At 59.4% G+C, this 17,011-nt stretch carries 14 protein-coding genes and 1 pseudogene; 10 read left to right on the plus strand and 5 right to left on the minus strand.

What is annotated here, in order from left to right; genetic code table 11:
* Positions 1-22 precede the first annotated feature (22 nt).
* Positions 23-1,000 (plus strand): cytochrome-c oxidase, cbb3-type subunit III, encoded by a 978-nt coding sequence (ccoP, locus tag ACIPIN_RS16380; protein ID WP_401120209.1) that lies wholly within the window; start codon positions 23-25, stop codon positions 998-1,000.
* A 78-nt stretch (positions 1,001-1,078) separates the two neighbouring features.
* On the opposite strand, the pseudogene ACIPIN_RS16385 reads toward ccoP, so the two are convergent.
* Positions 1,079-2,089: pseudogene (locus tag ACIPIN_RS16385) on the minus strand (metallophosphoesterase family protein).
* A gap of 254 nt (positions 2,090-2,343) precedes the next feature.
* Between ACIPIN_RS16385 and ACIPIN_RS16390 the strand changes: the two are divergent.
* The 9 genes from ACIPIN_RS16390 to ACIPIN_RS16430 all read left to right on the plus strand — a co-directional run bounded on the left by ACIPIN_RS16390 (position 2,344) and on the right by ACIPIN_RS16430 (position 12,169).
* A complete protein-coding gene (locus ACIPIN_RS16390; protein WP_401120210.1) occupies positions 2,344-3,342 on the plus strand; it encodes a phosphoesterase in 999 nt (332 codons plus the stop codon).
* A 257-nt stretch (positions 3,343-3,599) separates the two neighbouring features.
* Positions 3,600-5,015, plus strand: a complete 1,416-nt coding sequence (gene ccoG, locus ACIPIN_RS16395) for a cytochrome c oxidase accessory protein CcoG (RefSeq protein ID WP_401120212.1) — start codon at positions 3,600-3,602, stop codon at positions 5,013-5,015.
* An 11-nt stretch (positions 5,016-5,026) separates the two neighbouring features.
* Positions 5,027-5,566 carry a FixH family protein gene (locus ACIPIN_RS16400; protein WP_401120214.1) on the plus strand — a complete coding sequence of 180 codons (540 nt, stop codon included), beginning with the start codon at positions 5,027-5,029 and terminating at the stop codon, positions 5,564-5,566.
* A 141-nt stretch (positions 5,567-5,707) separates the two neighbouring features.
* Positions 5,708-8,158 (plus strand): heavy metal translocating P-type ATPase, encoded by a 2,451-nt coding sequence (locus ACIPIN_RS16405; RefSeq protein WP_401120216.1) that lies wholly within the window; start codon positions 5,708-5,710, stop codon positions 8,156-8,158.
* 22 nt (positions 8,159-8,180) lie between these two features.
* Positions 8,181-8,411, plus strand: a complete 231-nt coding sequence (ccoS, locus tag ACIPIN_RS16410; RefSeq protein ID WP_401120217.1) for a cbb3-type cytochrome oxidase assembly protein CcoS — start codon at positions 8,181-8,183, stop codon at positions 8,409-8,411.
* Positions 8,404-9,087 carry a sulfite exporter TauE/SafE family protein gene (locus ACIPIN_RS16415; RefSeq protein WP_103315349.1) on the plus strand — a complete coding sequence of 228 codons (684 nt, stop codon included), beginning with the start codon at positions 8,404-8,406 and terminating at the stop codon, positions 9,085-9,087. The genes ccoS and ACIPIN_RS16415 overlap by 8 nt, the downstream gene beginning before the upstream one ends.
* Before the next feature lie 258 nt (positions 9,088-9,345).
* Positions 9,346-10,728: an oxygen-independent coproporphyrinogen III oxidase gene (gene hemN / locus ACIPIN_RS16420; protein WP_401120218.1), complete on the plus strand. Its 1,383-nt coding sequence runs from the start codon at positions 9,346-9,348 to the stop codon at positions 10,726-10,728.
* Positions 10,729-10,807: 79 nt separating this feature from the next.
* A complete protein-coding gene (gene fnr, locus ACIPIN_RS16425) occupies positions 10,808-11,542 on the plus strand; it encodes a fumarate/nitrate reduction transcriptional regulator Fnr (protein ID WP_401120220.1) in 735 nt (244 codons plus the stop codon).
* A 78-nt stretch (positions 11,543-11,620) separates the two neighbouring features.
* Positions 11,621-12,169 carry an adenine phosphoribosyltransferase gene (locus ACIPIN_RS16430; protein ID WP_401120222.1) on the plus strand — a complete coding sequence of 183 codons (549 nt, stop codon included), beginning with the start codon at positions 11,621-11,623 and terminating at the stop codon, positions 12,167-12,169.
* Between the two features lie 137 nt (positions 12,170-12,306).
* Here the strand turns inward: ACIPIN_RS16430 and ACIPIN_RS16435 are convergent, their stop codons facing one another.
* The 4 genes from ACIPIN_RS16435 to dnaX form a co-directional block, all read right to left on the minus strand.
* The gene (locus tag ACIPIN_RS16435) at positions 12,307-13,455 is read right to left on the minus strand and encodes an acyl-CoA dehydrogenase family protein (protein WP_401120223.1); all 1,149 of its coding nucleotides are present in this window, start codon (positions 13,453-13,455) and stop codon (positions 12,307-12,309) included.
* Between the two features lie 188 nt (positions 13,456-13,643).
* Complete coding sequence (recR, locus tag ACIPIN_RS16440; protein WP_401120225.1) at positions 13,644-14,246, minus strand: recombination mediator RecR; 603 nt, start codon at positions 14,244-14,246, stop codon at positions 13,644-13,646.
* Positions 14,247-14,426: 180 nt separating this feature from the next.
* Positions 14,427-14,765, minus strand: a complete 339-nt coding sequence (locus tag ACIPIN_RS16445) for a YbaB/EbfC family nucleoid-associated protein (RefSeq protein ID WP_008028561.1) — start codon at positions 14,763-14,765, stop codon at positions 14,427-14,429.
* A gap of 67 nt (positions 14,766-14,832) precedes the next feature.
* On the minus strand, positions 14,833-16,944 hold the full coding sequence (gene dnaX, locus ACIPIN_RS16450) for a DNA polymerase III subunit gamma/tau (protein WP_401120227.1): 2,112 nt from the start codon (positions 16,942-16,944) through the stop codon (positions 14,833-14,835).
* Between the last annotated feature and the right edge of the window lie 67 nt (positions 16,945-17,011).

Here is a 17,011-nt window from a genome sequence, read left to right on the forward strand (position 1 = left end):
AAGCTTCTAGGAGTAACAAAGAATGACTACGTTCTGGAGTCTGTACGTCACAGTCCTCAGTCTGGGTACCATCTTCGCCCTGACCTGGCTGCTGCTGTCGACCCGCAAGGGCCAGCGCGCCGAACAGACGGATGAGACGGTTGGCCACGCCTTCGACGGGATCGAGGAGTACGACAACCCGCTGCCGAAATGGTGGTTCATGCTGTTCGTCGGCACCATCATCTTCGCCCTCGGCTACCTGGCGCTGTATCCGGGTCTGGGCAACTGGAAAGGCCTGCTGCCGGGTTACGGCTACCTCGACAACGAGAAGCAGACCCCATTCGCCAACGGCCAGTCCGGCTGGACCGGCGTTCACGAGTGGGAAAAGGAAATGGCCAAATCGGACGCCAAGTTCGGTCCGATCTTTGCCAAATTCGCCGCCATGCCGATTGAAGAAGTCGCCAAGGACCCGCAAGCCCTGAAGATGGGTGGCCGCCTGTTCGCCTCCAACTGCTCGGTTTGCCACGGCTCCGACGCCAAAGGCGCTTATGGCTTCCCTAACCTGACCGGCAAAGTCTGGCGCTGGGGCGGCGAGCCGGAAACCATCAAGACCACCATCATGGGCGGCCGTCACGCGATGATGCCAGCCTGGGGTGAAGTCATCGGCGAGCAAGGCGTCAGCGACGTCGCCTCTTTCGTACTGACCAACCTCCATGGCCGCAAGCTGGCGGAAGGCGCCAAGGCTGACCCGGTTGCCGGCCAGAAAATCTTCGCCGCCAACTGCGTGGCTTGCCACGGTCCGGAAGGCAAAGGCACCCCGGCAATGGGCGCGCCGAACCTGACTCACCCGGAAGCGTTCATCTACGGCTCGAGCTTCGCTCAACTGCAGCAGACCATCCGTTACGGCCGTCAGGGCCAGATGCCTGCGCAAGCGCAGCTGCAAGGCAACGACAAGGTTCACCTGCTGGCTGCTTATGTTTACAGCCTCTCTCACGGCGAGAAAGCGGCTGACGCCCAGTAAGGCAAACGCTTGACTGCAACACCAAACGGCCCCGCCAGTGATCTGACGGGGCCGTTTTCATTTCAACCACTCAACCGCTTACTTCAAGACCCGGATGACCTCGTCGACTTTACGGCTCGGCCAGTTGCTATTGCGAACAATACTAACCGTCAGGAACTGCCTGTCATTAGAGAAACTGGCAATCAGATAGGTTTGTTGAGAAGCAGAGCCGCTCATAAATACCGGCACATCGCCAAAATGCTTCGACTTATCCCAATCAAAATAAGCCCCCGCGCCCCAGTGATCATGCCCACCAAAGACCGCCGTTACCTTGTACTTCTCGATCATCTGTTTGAATCTCGATATTTGCTCGTCGTTGCCATTCCACCGGTAAACCTTGTGCATATTCAGAATAATGATTTTTCCATTCTCTCGAGCGCACTTTAAATCCCGCTCCAGCCAGTCAAGTGCAGACGTAATTTCAAAGGCTGTCGGAGCAAGCGGATTACCGGAGGTGAAACTCACGGTATAGGTCGGTTCATTATTCAATTGAACCATGTGCACATCACCGACACTTTTCGAGTAGGCGAGACTGCCATAATAGACCTTCCCCACGCCTGAGCTTCTTGCCGCCAAATCCATGGATTCGACTTTTCCCCAGTAGCGATCCTTGAGATCATTGACACTTCCAGCCGCACAATTATTCAGGAAGCAGTCATTCACGTTATTGGCGTAATCATGATTACCCAAACCGTAGTCATAGATCCCCTCGAGTTTATTCTCGAAAACCGACCTCATGTATGAGCGCTCACTACCATGACCAAAGGCGGTTATGTCACCGTTAATCATCACCGGTATACGAGACGCGCCACCATTCAGCTTCCTGAAGCTCGATATGTCGGAATATTGCAGCCCTATCAGTTATTTTGAACGTTCCTCCTTGTTTGGATCCGGGAGATCTTCATCAGTAAGATCACTCCAGGGGTATTGCGAATCCGAAACAAACACCATGTGGCGCGGCGTTTCAACCGATGAAGCCGCGTAGACCACAGGAGCAACGAGCGATAATGCCATAGCCGCCAGCAGATTGCTCTTTCCATATAACTTCATAAAAATCCATTTCCTTCACTATTTGATACTCACTCCGCAACAGCGGAAGCCCGCCATACAAACTAGCCACAGACGCAAATAAACAACATTCGAAAATCAATAACATATATGTCGAGCCACCACTGGAAACATATTTTATCGCTGTAAACAAAATAGTCATTTGTATCAACAAAGACACTCACATACAGTCGCAAGCACCGGCAAGTGCCGCTTAAAAAAACAAACACCCTTCATAAAAACGGAAATGGATTTCCATGAAACTCTCAAACAACTGCAAACTCCTGACATTCCTGATAGTGGCTTGTGTACCAGCCATGTACTCGACAGCTGCTGATCTTCAGCCACAGCATCTAGTGTTTGCTTCGGACCCGAAATTTCCCTCAAGCGAAAAGTCCGACAGCAGAGAGCCCGAATCCATCACAGACAAAGAAGTCCGATCACGGTGGCTGATTGACGCCCAGTACAGCAGCATCGCCGACTTCAGAAGCCAATCCGGCGGGGCAGCCGCCGTCCCGGTGATGATCAACGGCAACCTGACCGCCTCCGGACGCGACAGCGAACGCTCTTACATCCATGCGGTGCTGCAGAACAAACTGAGCAACCTCTATGACTATGGCCTGGGCAATCATGACTATGATTTCAACGTCGCCAGCTGCACCAGTTGCGCAGCTGGAAGCATCAACGACCTCAAGGATCGTTATTGGGGGAAAGTCGAGAACATGGACCTCGCCGCCAGAGCGTCCGGCCTGACGAAAACCTGGTACGGAAGCCTGGCCTACTCCAAAGACTTTGGTGATGTTCACCTTGTGCAACTGCATAACGAGCCTACCTATGCAGTCAATTTTTCCACTCACTCCTTTATCAATACGACAGCCTATGAAATCACCTCGTCGCTTAACTGGCTGGAGCGAGATCTACAGCGAGCACGCGCTCAAGGCAAAATCATTCTGCTGAACTTGCATCAGCCATTTCACTGGCCGGCCAAGGAAACCGAAATCATGCGATTCAAAAAGCTTATTGATGATTACGGCGTGACCGCCGTGTTTTCCGCCAATGCGCACAAGCAAAGCGGGAAGTACGAGTCCAGCAATTACATCTACGGCGACATACCCTTGTTTATGAGTGGCTCAGCGACCCAGCAAACCTGGTTGTATGCCAGTGTCTCTCCCGACAGAAAGCAACTGACGGTCAACGTCATCGCGGGCAACGACTGGCGTAATCCCGTCGCCACACACACCACCCCGGTCAAGTAGAGAGCAGAGCGACGCCAGCGGGCGATCCCGCTGGCATCAATGACCAACAACCAGACAGCTATACTCAACAAGTCAATTGACCTGCATCATGATTTGTTACATTTGCTACACCATCCACGATTTTTACCCAACGCGACCAAAGGTCGCACCCTTGCGCTAGAGCTACAGGCGTATCATTGCGCCACTGCAACACCTCTTTTTGACCGCGGTCGGCACGTACTGACCGAGGCATTTTTCCACTGCCGTGGGATGCAATGATGAGTAACCAGATTCCGGTACACGACGTCACCCCGCCTGCCAAGAACGCGAATAACAGCGTCGACCTCTACGCCTCTCGGGAAAAAATCTACACCCGCGCCTTCACCGGCCTGTTCCGCAATCTGCGGATGACCGGCGGTGCCGCGTTGTTCCTGCTGTATTTCGGCACGGTCTGGCTCAACTGGGGCGGCCACCAGGCCGTCTGGTGGAATCTGCCGGAGCGTAAGTTCTTTATCTTCGGTGCAACCTTCTGGCCGCAGGACTTCATTCTGCTCTCCGGCTTGTTGATCATCAGCGCCTTCGGCCTGTTCTTCATTACCGTGTATGCCGGACGTGTCTGGTGCGGCTATACCTGCCCGCAGAGCGTCTGGACGTGGATTTTCATGTGGTGCGAGAAGGTCACCGAAGGCGACCGCAACCAACGCATCAAGCTCGACAAGGCGCCAATGAGCGCCACCAAATTCCTGCGCAAGCTCAGCAAACACACGATGTGGCTGTTGATCGGCTTCGTCACCGGCATGACCTTCGTCGGCTACTTCTCGCCGATTCGTGAACTGACCATCGACTTCTTCATTGGCCAGGCCGACGGCTGGTCGTACTTCTGGGTCGGCTTCTTCACCCTCGCCACCTACGGCAACGCCGGCTGGCTGCGCGAGCAAGTGTGCATTTACATGTGCCCGTATGCACGCTTCCAGAGCGTGATGTTCGATAAGGACACGCTGATCGTCTCCTACGACCCACGTCGCGGCGAAACCCGTGGTCCACGCAAAAAAGGCATCGACTACAAGGCTCAGGGCCTGGGCGACTGCATCGACTGCACCATGTGCGTTCAGGTGTGCCCGACCGGCATCGACATCCGTGACGGCTTGCAGATCGAATGCATTGGCTGCGCAGCCTGCATCGACGCCTGCGACAGCATCATGGACAAGATGGAGTACCCGCGCGGGCTGATCAGCTACACCACCGAGCACAACCTGTCCGGGCAAAAAACCCATAAACTGCGTCCGCGCCTGATCGGTTACGCGCTGGTGTTACTGGCCATGATCAGCTTGCTGATCACCGCGTTCTTCATGCGCTCGCTGGTCGGTTTCGATGTCAGCAAGGACCGCGTGCTGTATCGCGAAAACGCCGAAGGCCGGATCGAAAACGTCTATAGCCTCAAAGTCATGAACAAGGACCAGCGCGATCACACCTACGTGCTGGAAGCCTCCGGCCTGCCGGATCTCAAGCTGCAAGGCAAGCGCGAGATCAAGGTCGCCGCCGGGGAAATTTTCAGCATGCCGGCCGAGTTGTCGAGTGCACCGGAACAACTGCCGTCGAGCACCAACGAGGTGAAATTCATCCTCAAGGATGCCGACGACAGCAGCGTCCACGTTGAAGCCAAGAGCCGGTTCATCGGCCCACAAATTCGTTGAGAGAAGTCATCATGCCCGCAGCAACTGCCACCAGCCCTTGGTACAAGCACCTCTGGCCATGGATCATCATCGGTATTCTGGCCTGTTCGGTGACACTGACCCTGTCCATGGTGACCATTGCGGTGAAAAACCCGGATAACCTGGTCAACGACAACTACTACGAGGCCGGCAAAGGCATCAACCGTTCGCTGGACCGCGAGTTGCTGGCCCAGAGCCTGCTGATGCATGCCCGCGTGCGCCTGGATGACGTGACCGGTGAGGTCGACTTGCACCTGACGGGTAACAGCACACCTGCGACCCTGGAACTGAACCTGATTTCGCCGACCCAGCCGGAGAAGGATCGCAAAATCACCCTGACCCGCAGCGAGACCGAACAGGGTCGTTATATCGGCCAGTTGACCGACAAGATCGAAGGCCGGCGCTTCGTCGAGCTGCTGGGCAGCCAGGACGATCATGTGTGGCGCATGTTCGAAGAAGAACAGATCAGCCATGACAAGGACCTGCTGCTGGGTGATGAACCGCTGCAAGGTGCTGAAGACCTGAAGCAGTAAAGAGCCTGCGCTTCGCGCATCGCGAGCAAGCTCGCTCCCACAGTGGATCTCGGCGTACACAAACTTTGTGCACGACGCCGATCAAATGTGGGAGCGAGCTTGCTCGCGATGAGGCCCTCCCAAACGACATAGATCCAACCTATGACCACGCCCACTCCCTGCTACCACTGCGCCCTGCCCGTCCCATCCGGCAGCCGGTTTACCGCCGTCATCCTCGGCGAAACCCGCGAGCTCTGCTGTCCGGGCTGCCAGGCCGTGGCCGAAGCGATTGTCGCGGGTGGCCTGGAACATTATTACAGCCACCGCAGCGAGGCCTCGGCCAACCCGCAAGCCTTGCCGGTGCAACTGGTGGACGAATTGGCGCTGTATGACCGCGCCGACGTGCAACAACCTTTTGTTCGCCACGAAGGCGAGCTGGCTGAAACCACTTTACTGATGGAAGGCATCAGTTGCGCGGCCTGCGGCTGGTTGATCGAGAAACACCTGCGCAGCCTGCCGGCCGTGGCCGAGGCGCGGCTGAACCTGTCCAACCATCGCCTGCACGTGCGCTGGGTCGACAGCCAGTTGCCGTTGAGCCAACTGCTCAGCGAACTGCGCCACATCGGTTACGCCGCCCACCCCTATCAGGCCGACCGCGCCTGCGAACAACTGGCCAGCGAAAACCGTTTGGCCTTGCGCCAACTGGGCGTCGCCGGTTTGCTGTGGTTCCAGGCGATGATGGCGACCATGGCCACCTGGCCGGAATTCAACATCGATCTCAGCCCCGAGCTGCACACCATCCTGCGCTGGGTCGCGCTGTTCCTGACCACCCCGATTGTGTTCTACAGCTGCGCGCCGTTTTTCAAAGGCGCGATGCGCGACCTGCGCACCCGCCACCTGACCATGGATGTTTCCGTTTCGCTGGCCATCGGCGGCGCCTACCTCGCCGGAATCTGGACCTCGATAACTGGAGTCGGCGAGCTGTATTTCGACGCGGTCGGGATGTTCGCGCTGTTTCTATTGGCGGGCCGCTACCTGGAGCGCCGCGCCCGCGAACGCACTGCCGCCGCCACCGCGCAACTGGTGAACCTGTTGCCCGCGTCGTGCCTGCGCCTGAGCACCGACGGCCAGAGCGAGCGCATCCTGCTCAGCGAGCTGCGTCTCGGTGACCGGGTACTGGTGCATCCCGGCGCGATCCTTCCGGCCGACGGCAAGATCCTCGACGGCCAGTCGAGCATTGATGAGTCGCTGCTGACCGGCGAGTACTTGCCACAACCTCGAACGCTGGGCGATGCGGTGACGGCCGGCACTCTGAACGTCGAAGGTGCGTTGACCGTCGAAGTGCTCGCGCTGGGCCAGGACACTCGCCTCTCCGCCATCGTCCGTCTGCTGGATCGCGCTCAGGCCGAGAAACCACGCCTCGCGGAAATTGCCGACCGCGCTGCGCAGTGGTTCCTGCTGTTGTCACTGATTGCCGCCGCAGCCATCGGTTTACTCTGGTGGGAACTGGATTCGTCCCGAGCGTTCTGGATCGTTCTGGCGATGCTGGTCGCGACCTGCCCTTGTGCCTTGTCGCTGGCCACGCCGACCGCGCTCACCGCCGCTACCGGCACCTTGCACAAACTCGGCCTGCTGCTGACACGCGGCCACGTGCTGGAAGGCCTGAATCAGATCGACACAGTGATTTTCGACAAGACCGGCACCCTCACCGAAGGTCGCCTGGCCTTGCGTTCGATTCGACCACTGGGCGCACTCAATAGCGACCAGTGCCTGGGCCTCGCCGCCGCTCTGGAAAACCGCTCCGAACACCCGATCGCCCGCGCCTTTGGCCGGGCGCCGCTGGCGGCTGAAGAAGTACTCAGCACCCCAGGATTGGGCCTTGAGGGTTTGGTCGGCGAACAGCGCCTGCGCATCGGTCAACCGGCGTTTGTCTGCGAACTCAGCGGTTGCGCTGCGCCTGCAATGCCCGATGAAGCCGGCCAATGGCTGTTGCTCGGCGACAACCATGGCGCGCTGGCCTGGTTCGTGCTCGATGACCGTCTGCGCAGCGACGCTCCGGCGTTGCTTGCGGCGTGTAAGGCACGCGGTTGGCGCACGTTGCTGTTGTCCGGCGACAGCTCGCCGATGGTTGCGAGTGTCGCTGCTGAATTGGGTATCGACGAAGCCCGTGGCGGATTGCGCCCGGACGACAAACTGCAGGTGCTCAAGCAACTGCACCAGGAAGGCCGTAAGGTGCTGATGCTCGGTGACGGGGTCAATGACGTGCCGGTGCTGGCCGCCGCCGACATCAGCGTGGCCATGGGCTCGGCCACCGATCTGGCGAAAACCAGCGCCGACGCGGTGTTACTGTCCAATCGTCTCGACGCATTGGTGCAAGCCTTCAGCCTGGCCCGACGTACACGCCGGGTAATCATCGAGAACCTGCTGTGGGCCGGGCTGTACAATGGCCTCATGTTACCGTTCGCCGCCCTCGGCTGGATCACTCCGGTATGGGCCGCGGTCGGCATGTCCATCAGTTCGTTGACCGTGGTGCTGAACGCCTTGCGCCTGACTCGCATGCCGAGCATGCCGTCATTGCGCACCACGCCAGAAACCCGCCCGCTGCCGGCCTGAGCCGCGTGAGCATGGAGTCCAGATGCCAGCTCTTTATGTGATGATCCCGGCGGCGCTGCTGATCGTCGCCATCGCCATTTACATCTTCTTCTGGGCGGTCGACAGCGGTCAGTACGACGACCTCGACGGTCCGGCCCACAGCATTTTGTTCGACGACCAGGACCCGAACCATCAGGCGGCTGTCGACGAAGCCAGCGGTCATTCACCGGCTGATCCGGCCAAACCGAGCGACAAGGCTCCGCCTCATGCTTGAGTTGGCGCCACTGCTGGTTTCTGCGGTGATCCTCGGCCTGCTCGGCGGCGGGCATTGTCTGGGCATGTGTGGCGGGTTGATGGGCGCGTTGACCCTGGCGATCCCCAAGGAGCAACGCAGCCGACGTTTCCGTCTGCTGCTGGCGTACAACCTCGGGCGGATTCTCAGCTACGCCACCGCCGGCCTGCTGATCGGCCTCGCGGGATGGGCCGTGGCCAACAGCCCCGCGGCGATGTTCATGCGCATCCTGGCCGGATTGCTGCTGATCGCCATGGGCCTGTACCTGGCCGGCTGGTGGAGCGGCCTGACCCGCATCGAAAGCCTGGGGCGCGGCTTGTGGCGCTACATACAGCCGGTTGCCAACCGCCTGCTGCCAGTGTCGAGCCTGCCGCGGGCATTGTTGCTCGGCGCACTTTGGGGCTGGTTGCCTTGCGGTCTGGTCTACAGCACGCTTTTGTGGTCCGCCAGCCAGGGCAACGCCATCGATAGCGCGTTGTTGATGCTCGCGTTTGGTCTTGGCACCTGGCCGGTGCTGCTCGCCACCGGGCTTGCCGCCGAACGCGTCACAGCGTTACTGCGCAAACGCAGCGTGCGCATGACCGGCGGCTTGCTGGTGATCCTGTTTGGTATCTGGACCTTGCCAGGGCCGCATCAGCATTGGCTGATGGGGCATTAGATCGGCGGTGCGCCGCATACTTGTAGCAGCTGCCGCAGGCGGCGTTCGAGGACGCAGTCCTCGCAAATGCTGTGTGCGCGGTTTCACTGAGGCACCGGGGTGGATGGTTTTACGACGGCTTCGCCGCCGAACGCAGCCTTCGGCAGCTGCTACAAAGGGCCGCACCACTTCCGATCACCGTTGATGCAAATCAAGATGACCATTGTGTGAACCCCCTAGACTCGCCAACACTGCCAGCCTATCCGGGGGAATGCCCGCATGCTCGACGCCATTCGTTGGGACACAGATCTGATCCGCCGTTATGACCTGGCGGGGCCACGCTACACTTCGTACCCGACCGCGGTGCAATTCAACAGCCAGGTCGGCACCTTCGACCTGCTCCACGCCCTGCGTGATAGCCGCAAGGCCCAGCGACCATTGTCGCTGTACGTCCATGTGCCGTTCTGCGCGAACATTTGCTACTACTGCGCCTGCAACAAGGTCATCACCAAGGACCGCGGCCGCGCCCTGCCCTACTTGCAGCGCCTGGAACAGGAAATCCAGCTGATCGCCTGTCACCTGGACCCAAGCCAGAAAGTCGAACAATTGCACTTTGGCGGCGGTACCCCGACCTTTCTCAGCCACGACGAACTGCGCCAGTTGATGACCCAGTTACGCAAGCATTTCAACTTGCTGGACGACGACTCCGGCGATTACGGCATCGAGATCGACCCACGAGAAGCCGACTGGTCAACCATGGGCCTGCTGCGCGAGTTAGGCTTCAATCGGGTCAGCATCGGCCTGCAAGACCTCGACCCTGCAGTGCAGCGCGCGGTCAATCGCCTGCAAAGTCTTGAAGAAACCCGTGCAGTGATCGAGGCGGCGCGTACCTTGCAGTTCCGCTCGATCAATATCGACCTGATCTACGGCCTGCCCAAGCAAACCGCCGAGAGCTTCGCCCGCACGGTGGACGAAGTCATCAACCTGCAACCGGACCGACTCTCGGTGTTCAACTACGCCCACCTGCCCGAGCGCTTCATGCCGCAGCGGCGAATCAATAGCAGCGACCTGCCGGCACCCGCCGAAAAGCTGAACATGCTCCAACGCACCATCGAGCAACTGACCGCCGCCGGCTATCGCTACATCGGCATGGATCATTTCGCCCTGCCCGATGATGAGCTGGCCATCGCCCAGGAAGAGTCGACGCTACAACGCAACTTCCAGGGTTACACCACCCACGGCCATTGCGACCTGATCGGTCTTGGTGTGTCGGCCATCAGCCAGATCGGCGATCTGTATTGCCAGAACAGCAGCGATTTGAATCAGTACCAAAACGCCCTGGCGAGTGCGCAACTGGGCACCAGTCGTGGTTTGCTGTGCAACCAGGACGACCGCCTGCGGCGGGCTGTGATTCAGCAGTTGATCTGCAGTTTCAGCCTGGCATTCGCCCAGATCGAGCAGGCCTTCAACATTGATTTTCGCGGCTACTTCAGCGAGCTCTGGCCGCAGCTGCACGCCATGGCCGAGGATGGCCTGATCGAACTCGACAGCGAAAAAATAGTGGTCCTGCCGGCCGGGCGACTGCTGGTCCGTTCGGTGTGCATGGTCTTCGACGCTTACCTGGAGCAACAGAATCGCCAGCGTTTCTCTCGGGTGATTTAAAACACCCCAGGCTGGCCTCCAGGTCATTGCGTGAGTTACCCTTACATCTTATGTGTGTTTTCCCACAAGGATCTAAGAAATGTCCGAGCCAGTTAAACTGCGCGCTCATAGCCAGGCACATTGCAAGGATTGCAGCCTGGCCCCTCTCTGCCTGCCACTTTCTCTGAATCTGGAAGACATGGAAGCGCTGGACGAGATCGTCAAACGTGGTCGCCCGCTGAAGAAAGGCGAGTTCCTGTTCCGCCAGAGCGACCAGTTCGATTCCGTCTTTGCAGTACGCTCCGGCGCCTTGAAAACCTTCAGCCTGAGCGATGGCGGCGAAGAGCAGATCACCGGCTTCCATCTGCCGAGCGAGCTGGTCGGCCTGTCCGGCATGGACACCGAAAGCCACCCGGTTTCAGCTCAGGCGCTGGAAACCACCTCGGTATGCGAAATTCCCTTCGAACGCCTCGATGAACTGGCCTTGCAACTGCCGCAGTTGCGCCGTCAATTGATGCGGGTGATGAGCCGCGAGATTCGTGACGATCAGCAGATGATGCTGTTGCTCTCGAAGAAAACCGCTGACGAGCGTATCGCCACGTTCCTGGTCAACCTGTCGGCACGTTTCCGCGCTCGCGGATTCTCGGCCAACCAGTTCCGTCTGAGCATGTCGCGCAATGAAATCGGCAACTACCTGGGCCTCGCGGTGGAAACTGTGTCCCGCGTGTTCACGCGCTTCCAGCAGAACGAGCTGATCGCCGCCGAAGGCAAGGAAGTGCACATTCTCGACCCGATCCAGCTGTGTGCGCTGGCCGGTGGTTCGCTCGAAGGTTGATGTTGCGATTGCGGCTGAGCGAACCCGCTCAGCCGCAGTTATACTTCGGCGTTTGTAGCCCACCAGGACACTTCGACGATGGTCATCGACTCCTTCGACATCAAATCCCTGATCCGCCCCGTGATCGATTTTCCAAAGCCGGGCGTGATCTTTCGCGACATCACTCCACTGTTCCAGTCGCCCAAGGCCTTGCGCCTGGTGATGGACAGCTTTGCGCACCGCTATGTCGAGGCCGACTTCACGCACATCGGCGCCATGGACGCTCGCGGTTTCCTGATCGGCTCGATCCTCGCTTATCAGCTGAACAAGCCACTGGTGCTGTTTCGCAAGCAAGGCAAGCTGCCGGCTGACGTGCTGTCCGAGGGGTATCAGACCGAGTACGGCGAAGCCTTCCTTGAAGTCCACGCCGACAGCCTGTGCGAAGGTGACTCGGTGCTGATGTTCGATGACCTGATTGCCACCGGCGGCACGCTGATCGCTGCGGCCAATCTGGCTCGGCGCATGGGCGCACGGATTTTCGAAGCCGCGGCCATTATCGACCTGCCGGAACTGGGCGGCTCCCAGCGCCTGGAAGACATGGGCATCCCGACGTTCTGCCTGACGCAGTTTGCGTTGAGCGAAAGATAATTCGGCGTCTTCACTGCCGCCATCGCGAGCAGGCTCGCTCCCACATGGATCTTCGGTGTACACAAATCTTGTGTATGACAAAGATCCATGTGGGAGCGAGCCTGCTCGCGATGGCGCCAGCCGCAGCACCGCCTGGTTCAAAGCCCCATCTGCTTGCTGATGATTTCATTCATCACTTCACGCGTGCCGCCGCCAATGGACAGGATCCGGTTGTCGCGGTACAGCCGCTCTACCAGGCTTTCACGCATGTAACCCAGCCCACCGAGGATCTGCACAGCGTCGCTGGTGATGCGATCAGCCGTGTCGGTGGCAAAATTCTTGGCCATGGAAATTTCCTTGATCACACTCTGCCCCGCAGCCATTTTCGCTGCCTGGCGATAGGTGAACTCTCGGGAGACTTCCAGCGCCGTGGCCATCTCCGCCAGACGATGCTTGAGCACCTGAAACTTGCCGATCGGCTTGCCGAACGCTTCGCGTTGCCGAGCCCATTTCAGGCTTTCTTCCAGCGCCAGTTGCGCGGTCATGTTGGCCATCAGCGCCAACGCCAGACGCTCGCTTTGAAAGTTGCCCATGATGCAGGCGAACCCCATGTTCTCGGTGCCGATCAGATTGCCCAGCGGTACGCGGCAATCGTCGAAAAACAGCTCAGCGGTATCCGATGCCCACCAGCCCATTTTTTTGAGCTGACGACTGACGGTGAACCCCGGTGTGCCCTTCTCGATCAGCAGCAGACTGATGCCACCAAACCCCGGCTCACCGGTGCGCACCGCGACGGTATAGAAGTCCGCACGAACACCACTGGTGATAAAGGTTTTGCTGCCACTGACCCGGTAGAAGTCACCATCACGCACGGCACGGGTTTGCAGATTAGCTACGTCTGAGCCGCCGCTGGGCTCGGTGATTGCCAACGCGCTGATCTTTTCGCCTGAAAGGACTTGCGGCACCACCCGGTCGCGCACGTCAAGCCTGGCCCATTTGAGGATCGGCGGCAGACCGATGTCCAGTGAGCCCAGCCCCGCCACCAACCCGCCGGAACCACAGCGCATCAGCTCTTCACTCGCAGCGATCTTGGCGAACAGGTCATCTTCGTGGCTGCCACCGAGCGCTTCGGGATAACCAATGCCGAGAATCCCCGCAGCGCCGGCCTTGAGGTAGAGCTCACGAGGAAAACTCTCGGCTTCCTCCCACTGATCGATGTCCGGAAGAATCTCGCGCTCGACGAAACGTCGCACGCTGTCACGGACCAACTGATGGCCAGGGTCGAAGTATTCCTGAAAGGCAGGCATCGGCGAGCTCCACTGAAGGTTCAGCGAACTTACCTAGCGCTTGCTTGGTTTTCAATAGAATTGTGTGAATCAGTTGGACCGAGGCGTCTGCATCGCGAGCAAGCTCGCTCCCACATTGGACCGCATTCGCCAGGACAACTCGGTCAACTGTGGGAGTGAGCTTGCTCGCGATGGCGTCAGTTCACACACTACAGAACGATGGGCTTACGCCCCGCGAAGGAATGCGCCAATGTCCCGCCATCCACCAGCTCCAGCTCGCCACCCAACGGCACACCATGGGCAATGCGCGAGGCGATCAGGCCTTTATTGCTAAGTAACTGGGCGATGTAGTGGGCCGTCGCCTCACCTTCAACCGTCGGATTGGTAGCCAGGATGACTTCAGTGAAAGTACCCGCTTCTTCGATCCGCGCCAGCAATTGCGGAATGCCGATGGCTTCCGGCCCCAAACCGTCGAGTGGCGACAAATGCCCCTTGAGTACGAAGTAGCGACCGCGATACCCGGTCTGCTCCACCGCATAGACGTCCATCGGACCTTCGACCACACACAGCAAGGTGTCGTCGCGGCGAGTGTCGGCGCATTGCGGACACAGATCGTCTTCAGTCAGCGTGCGGCACAGTCGGCAATGACCGACCCCTTCCATGGCCTGGCTCAAGGCCAGCGCCAGCCGCGAGCCACCGCTGCGATCACGCTCGAGCAGTTGCAACGCCATGCGCTGGGCGGTTTTCTGACCGACGCCGGGCAAGGTACGCAAGGCGTCGATCAGTTGGCGAATCAAAGGGCTGAAGCTCATGGGGGAAACGTCCGACATATCAACGAGACGCGGTTTATACCCGCGCCTCTGTCCAGCGTCAAATGCTCATCCACGGGGCAGTTCCTGACCCTGCGTAGGAACGATCAGTTTGTCGCAGAAACAAAAATGCCAGGCGCGATGCCTGGCATTTTTGTAGTCCATCCGATGCGTTAGCGCGAATCAGAATGGCAGTTTCATGCCCGGTGGCAGTTGCATGCCTGCGGTCATGCCGGACATTTTGTCCTGGCTGTTGGCTTCGATCTTGCGCACGGCATCGTTGACGGCGGCGGCGAACACGGCCTCCAGCATCTCCTTGTCGTCTTCGCTCAGGCCTTCCACCAGGCTTGGATCGATGGTCACGCGCTTGACGTCGTGACGACCGGTCATCACCACGGTGACCATATCGCCACCGGCTTTACCGGTGACTTCGGCGTTGGCCAGTTCTTCCTGCATCTTGGCCATTTTTTCCTGCATCTGCTGCGCCTGCTTCATCAGGCCGGCCATGCCACCTTTCATCATGGGAATCACCTCAAAAGTACTTGGATCAAAACAGCGCCCGGCCCAGTGGGCCGAACGCCTTCAGTTATTAGCCCTGGCTGACCAGAGCCTCGACAGGTTCAATAGTATCGTTACGGATCACCGCGCCGAACTGTTGCATCATTTGCTGGATGAACGGATCGCCGTGGATCGAATCCTCGGCCTCGCGCTGACGGTTGACACGTCGACGCGAAGCCGCCTGCGCCGGGGTTTCCTGCTCTGGCTTGATCAGCTCGATACTCACCGTCAGGGTGCGCTGGTGATACTGGTTCAGTGCATCGTTCAGCCGGCGTTGTTGAGTCGCGTTGAACAGCGCGCTGTGGGCCGGGTCCAGGTGCAGCAGCCAATGATCGCCATCGACTGCGATCAACGTGCAATTGGCGGCGATGCTGCCGGTCATGCCGGAAATCGGCAATTTCGGGAACAGCTCCAGCCATTGCAATGCCAGCCCTGTGGCCGGCATCGCGGCCGGTTCAGGTTCGGGCTCAGGCGTTGGTTCTGCGGCGTGCTCACTGGCCAGCTCATCGAGGTAACTATAGGCCGAATCCATGTCCGGCTCGATATAGTCCTCATCCAGCGGCGGCTCGTCATCCAGATCCACACCCGGCGTCGCAGCGTCGACCTCAGCCACCGACGGCTCGGGAATCGGCGCTGCCGCCCATTCCGGCGCATCGGGTACAACGCTGTCCGGAGTCGGCGTCGGCATTGGCGTCAGGTCGGGCTGTTCGGCAGCCGTCTCCAGCACCGGCTCGACGGCCGGTTGCTGCACGATCTCAGGCTCTACCGGGTCGTTCCAGGGCAAGTCGACAACTTCCTCGACGATTTCCACAGGCTCAGCCACCACCTCAACCACAGGCGTAGGCACGACCACTGGAGCAACCGGCTCAGGTGCCGGCACGGGTGCAACCACCTCGGCAACCGGTTGAACCGGCGCCGCCGCGACAGACGCAGCAGCAACGGGAGCAGAAGCGACTACCGGCGCAACACGCGGTGCGCCAGCCACTGAGTTTGCGGAATCAACTGTGGCCTGGCTGATCCCCACTGTCTTTAGCGGCTGCCTCGGTGCGTCGGCAGTGTCTGCCGGTCGGAACGCGAGCATTCGCAGCAAGACCATTTCGAAACCGCCGCGCGGGTCGGGTGCCAGCGGCAAATCGCGGCGTCCGATCAGGCCCATCTGGTAATAGAACTGCACATCTTCGGCCGGCAAGGCCTGAGCCAGCGCCAACACCCGGTCGCGGTCGCCATGACCGTTATCGACGCCTTCAGGCAAGGCCTGGGCAATCGCGACGCGGTGCAGCACGTTAAGTATTTCCGAAAGCACGCCATTCCAGTCCGGGCCCTGCTCGGCCAGATGCCGCACCGCTTCGAGTAAAGCCTTGGCGTCGCCATCGAGCAGCGCGTGCAGGACGTCGTAGACCTGGCCATGATCGAGTGTACCGAGCATCGCCCGCACATCGGCCGCCATGACCTTGCCTTCACCGAAGGCAATGGCCTGGTCGGTGAGGCTCATCGCATCGCGCATCGAACCGTCGGCAGCACGGCCCAACAGCCACAGTGCATCGTCTTCGAAGGGCACATTCTCGACGCCGAGCACATGGGTCAAATGCTCGACCACACGCTCCGGCGTCATGTTTTTCAGCGAGAATTGCAGGCACCGCGACAGAATCGTTGCAGGAAGTTTCTGCGGGTCGGTGGTCGCCAGGATGAACTTGACGTAGGGCGGCGGCTCTTCGAGGGTTTTCAACAGCGCATTGAAGGAATGACTGGAGAGCATGTGCACTTCGTCGATCAGGTAGACCTTGAAGCGCCCACGGCTCGGCGCGTACTGCACGTTGTCGAGCAGCTCACGGGTGTCCTCGACCTTGGTCCGGCTCGCGGCGTCGATCTCGATCAGGTCGACAAAACGCCCTTCATCGATTTCGCGGCACACCGAGCACTCGCCACACGGCGTCGAAGTGATACCTGTTTCACAGTTCAGGCATTTGGCAATGATCCGCGCAATCGTGGTTTTGCCCACACCGCGGGTGCCGGTAAAAAGATAGGCGTGGTGCAGCCGCTGGCTGTCCAAGGCATTGATCAGAGCCTTGAGCACATGGGTCTGGCCGACCATTTCGCGGAACGAGCGCGGACGCCATTTACGTGCAAGAACCTGATAACTCATCGAAAACCGTCGCGACTGGGAAGCGGAAGCGGGTAATGCTAGCGGAGCAAGGGCAAAATTGCATCCG

Origin of the sequence: Pseudomonas sp. NPDC087697 (genome assembly GCF_044743155.1) — a bacterium.
Taxonomy (GTDB): Bacteria; Pseudomonadota; Gammaproteobacteria; order Pseudomonadales; family Pseudomonadaceae; genus Aquipseudomonas.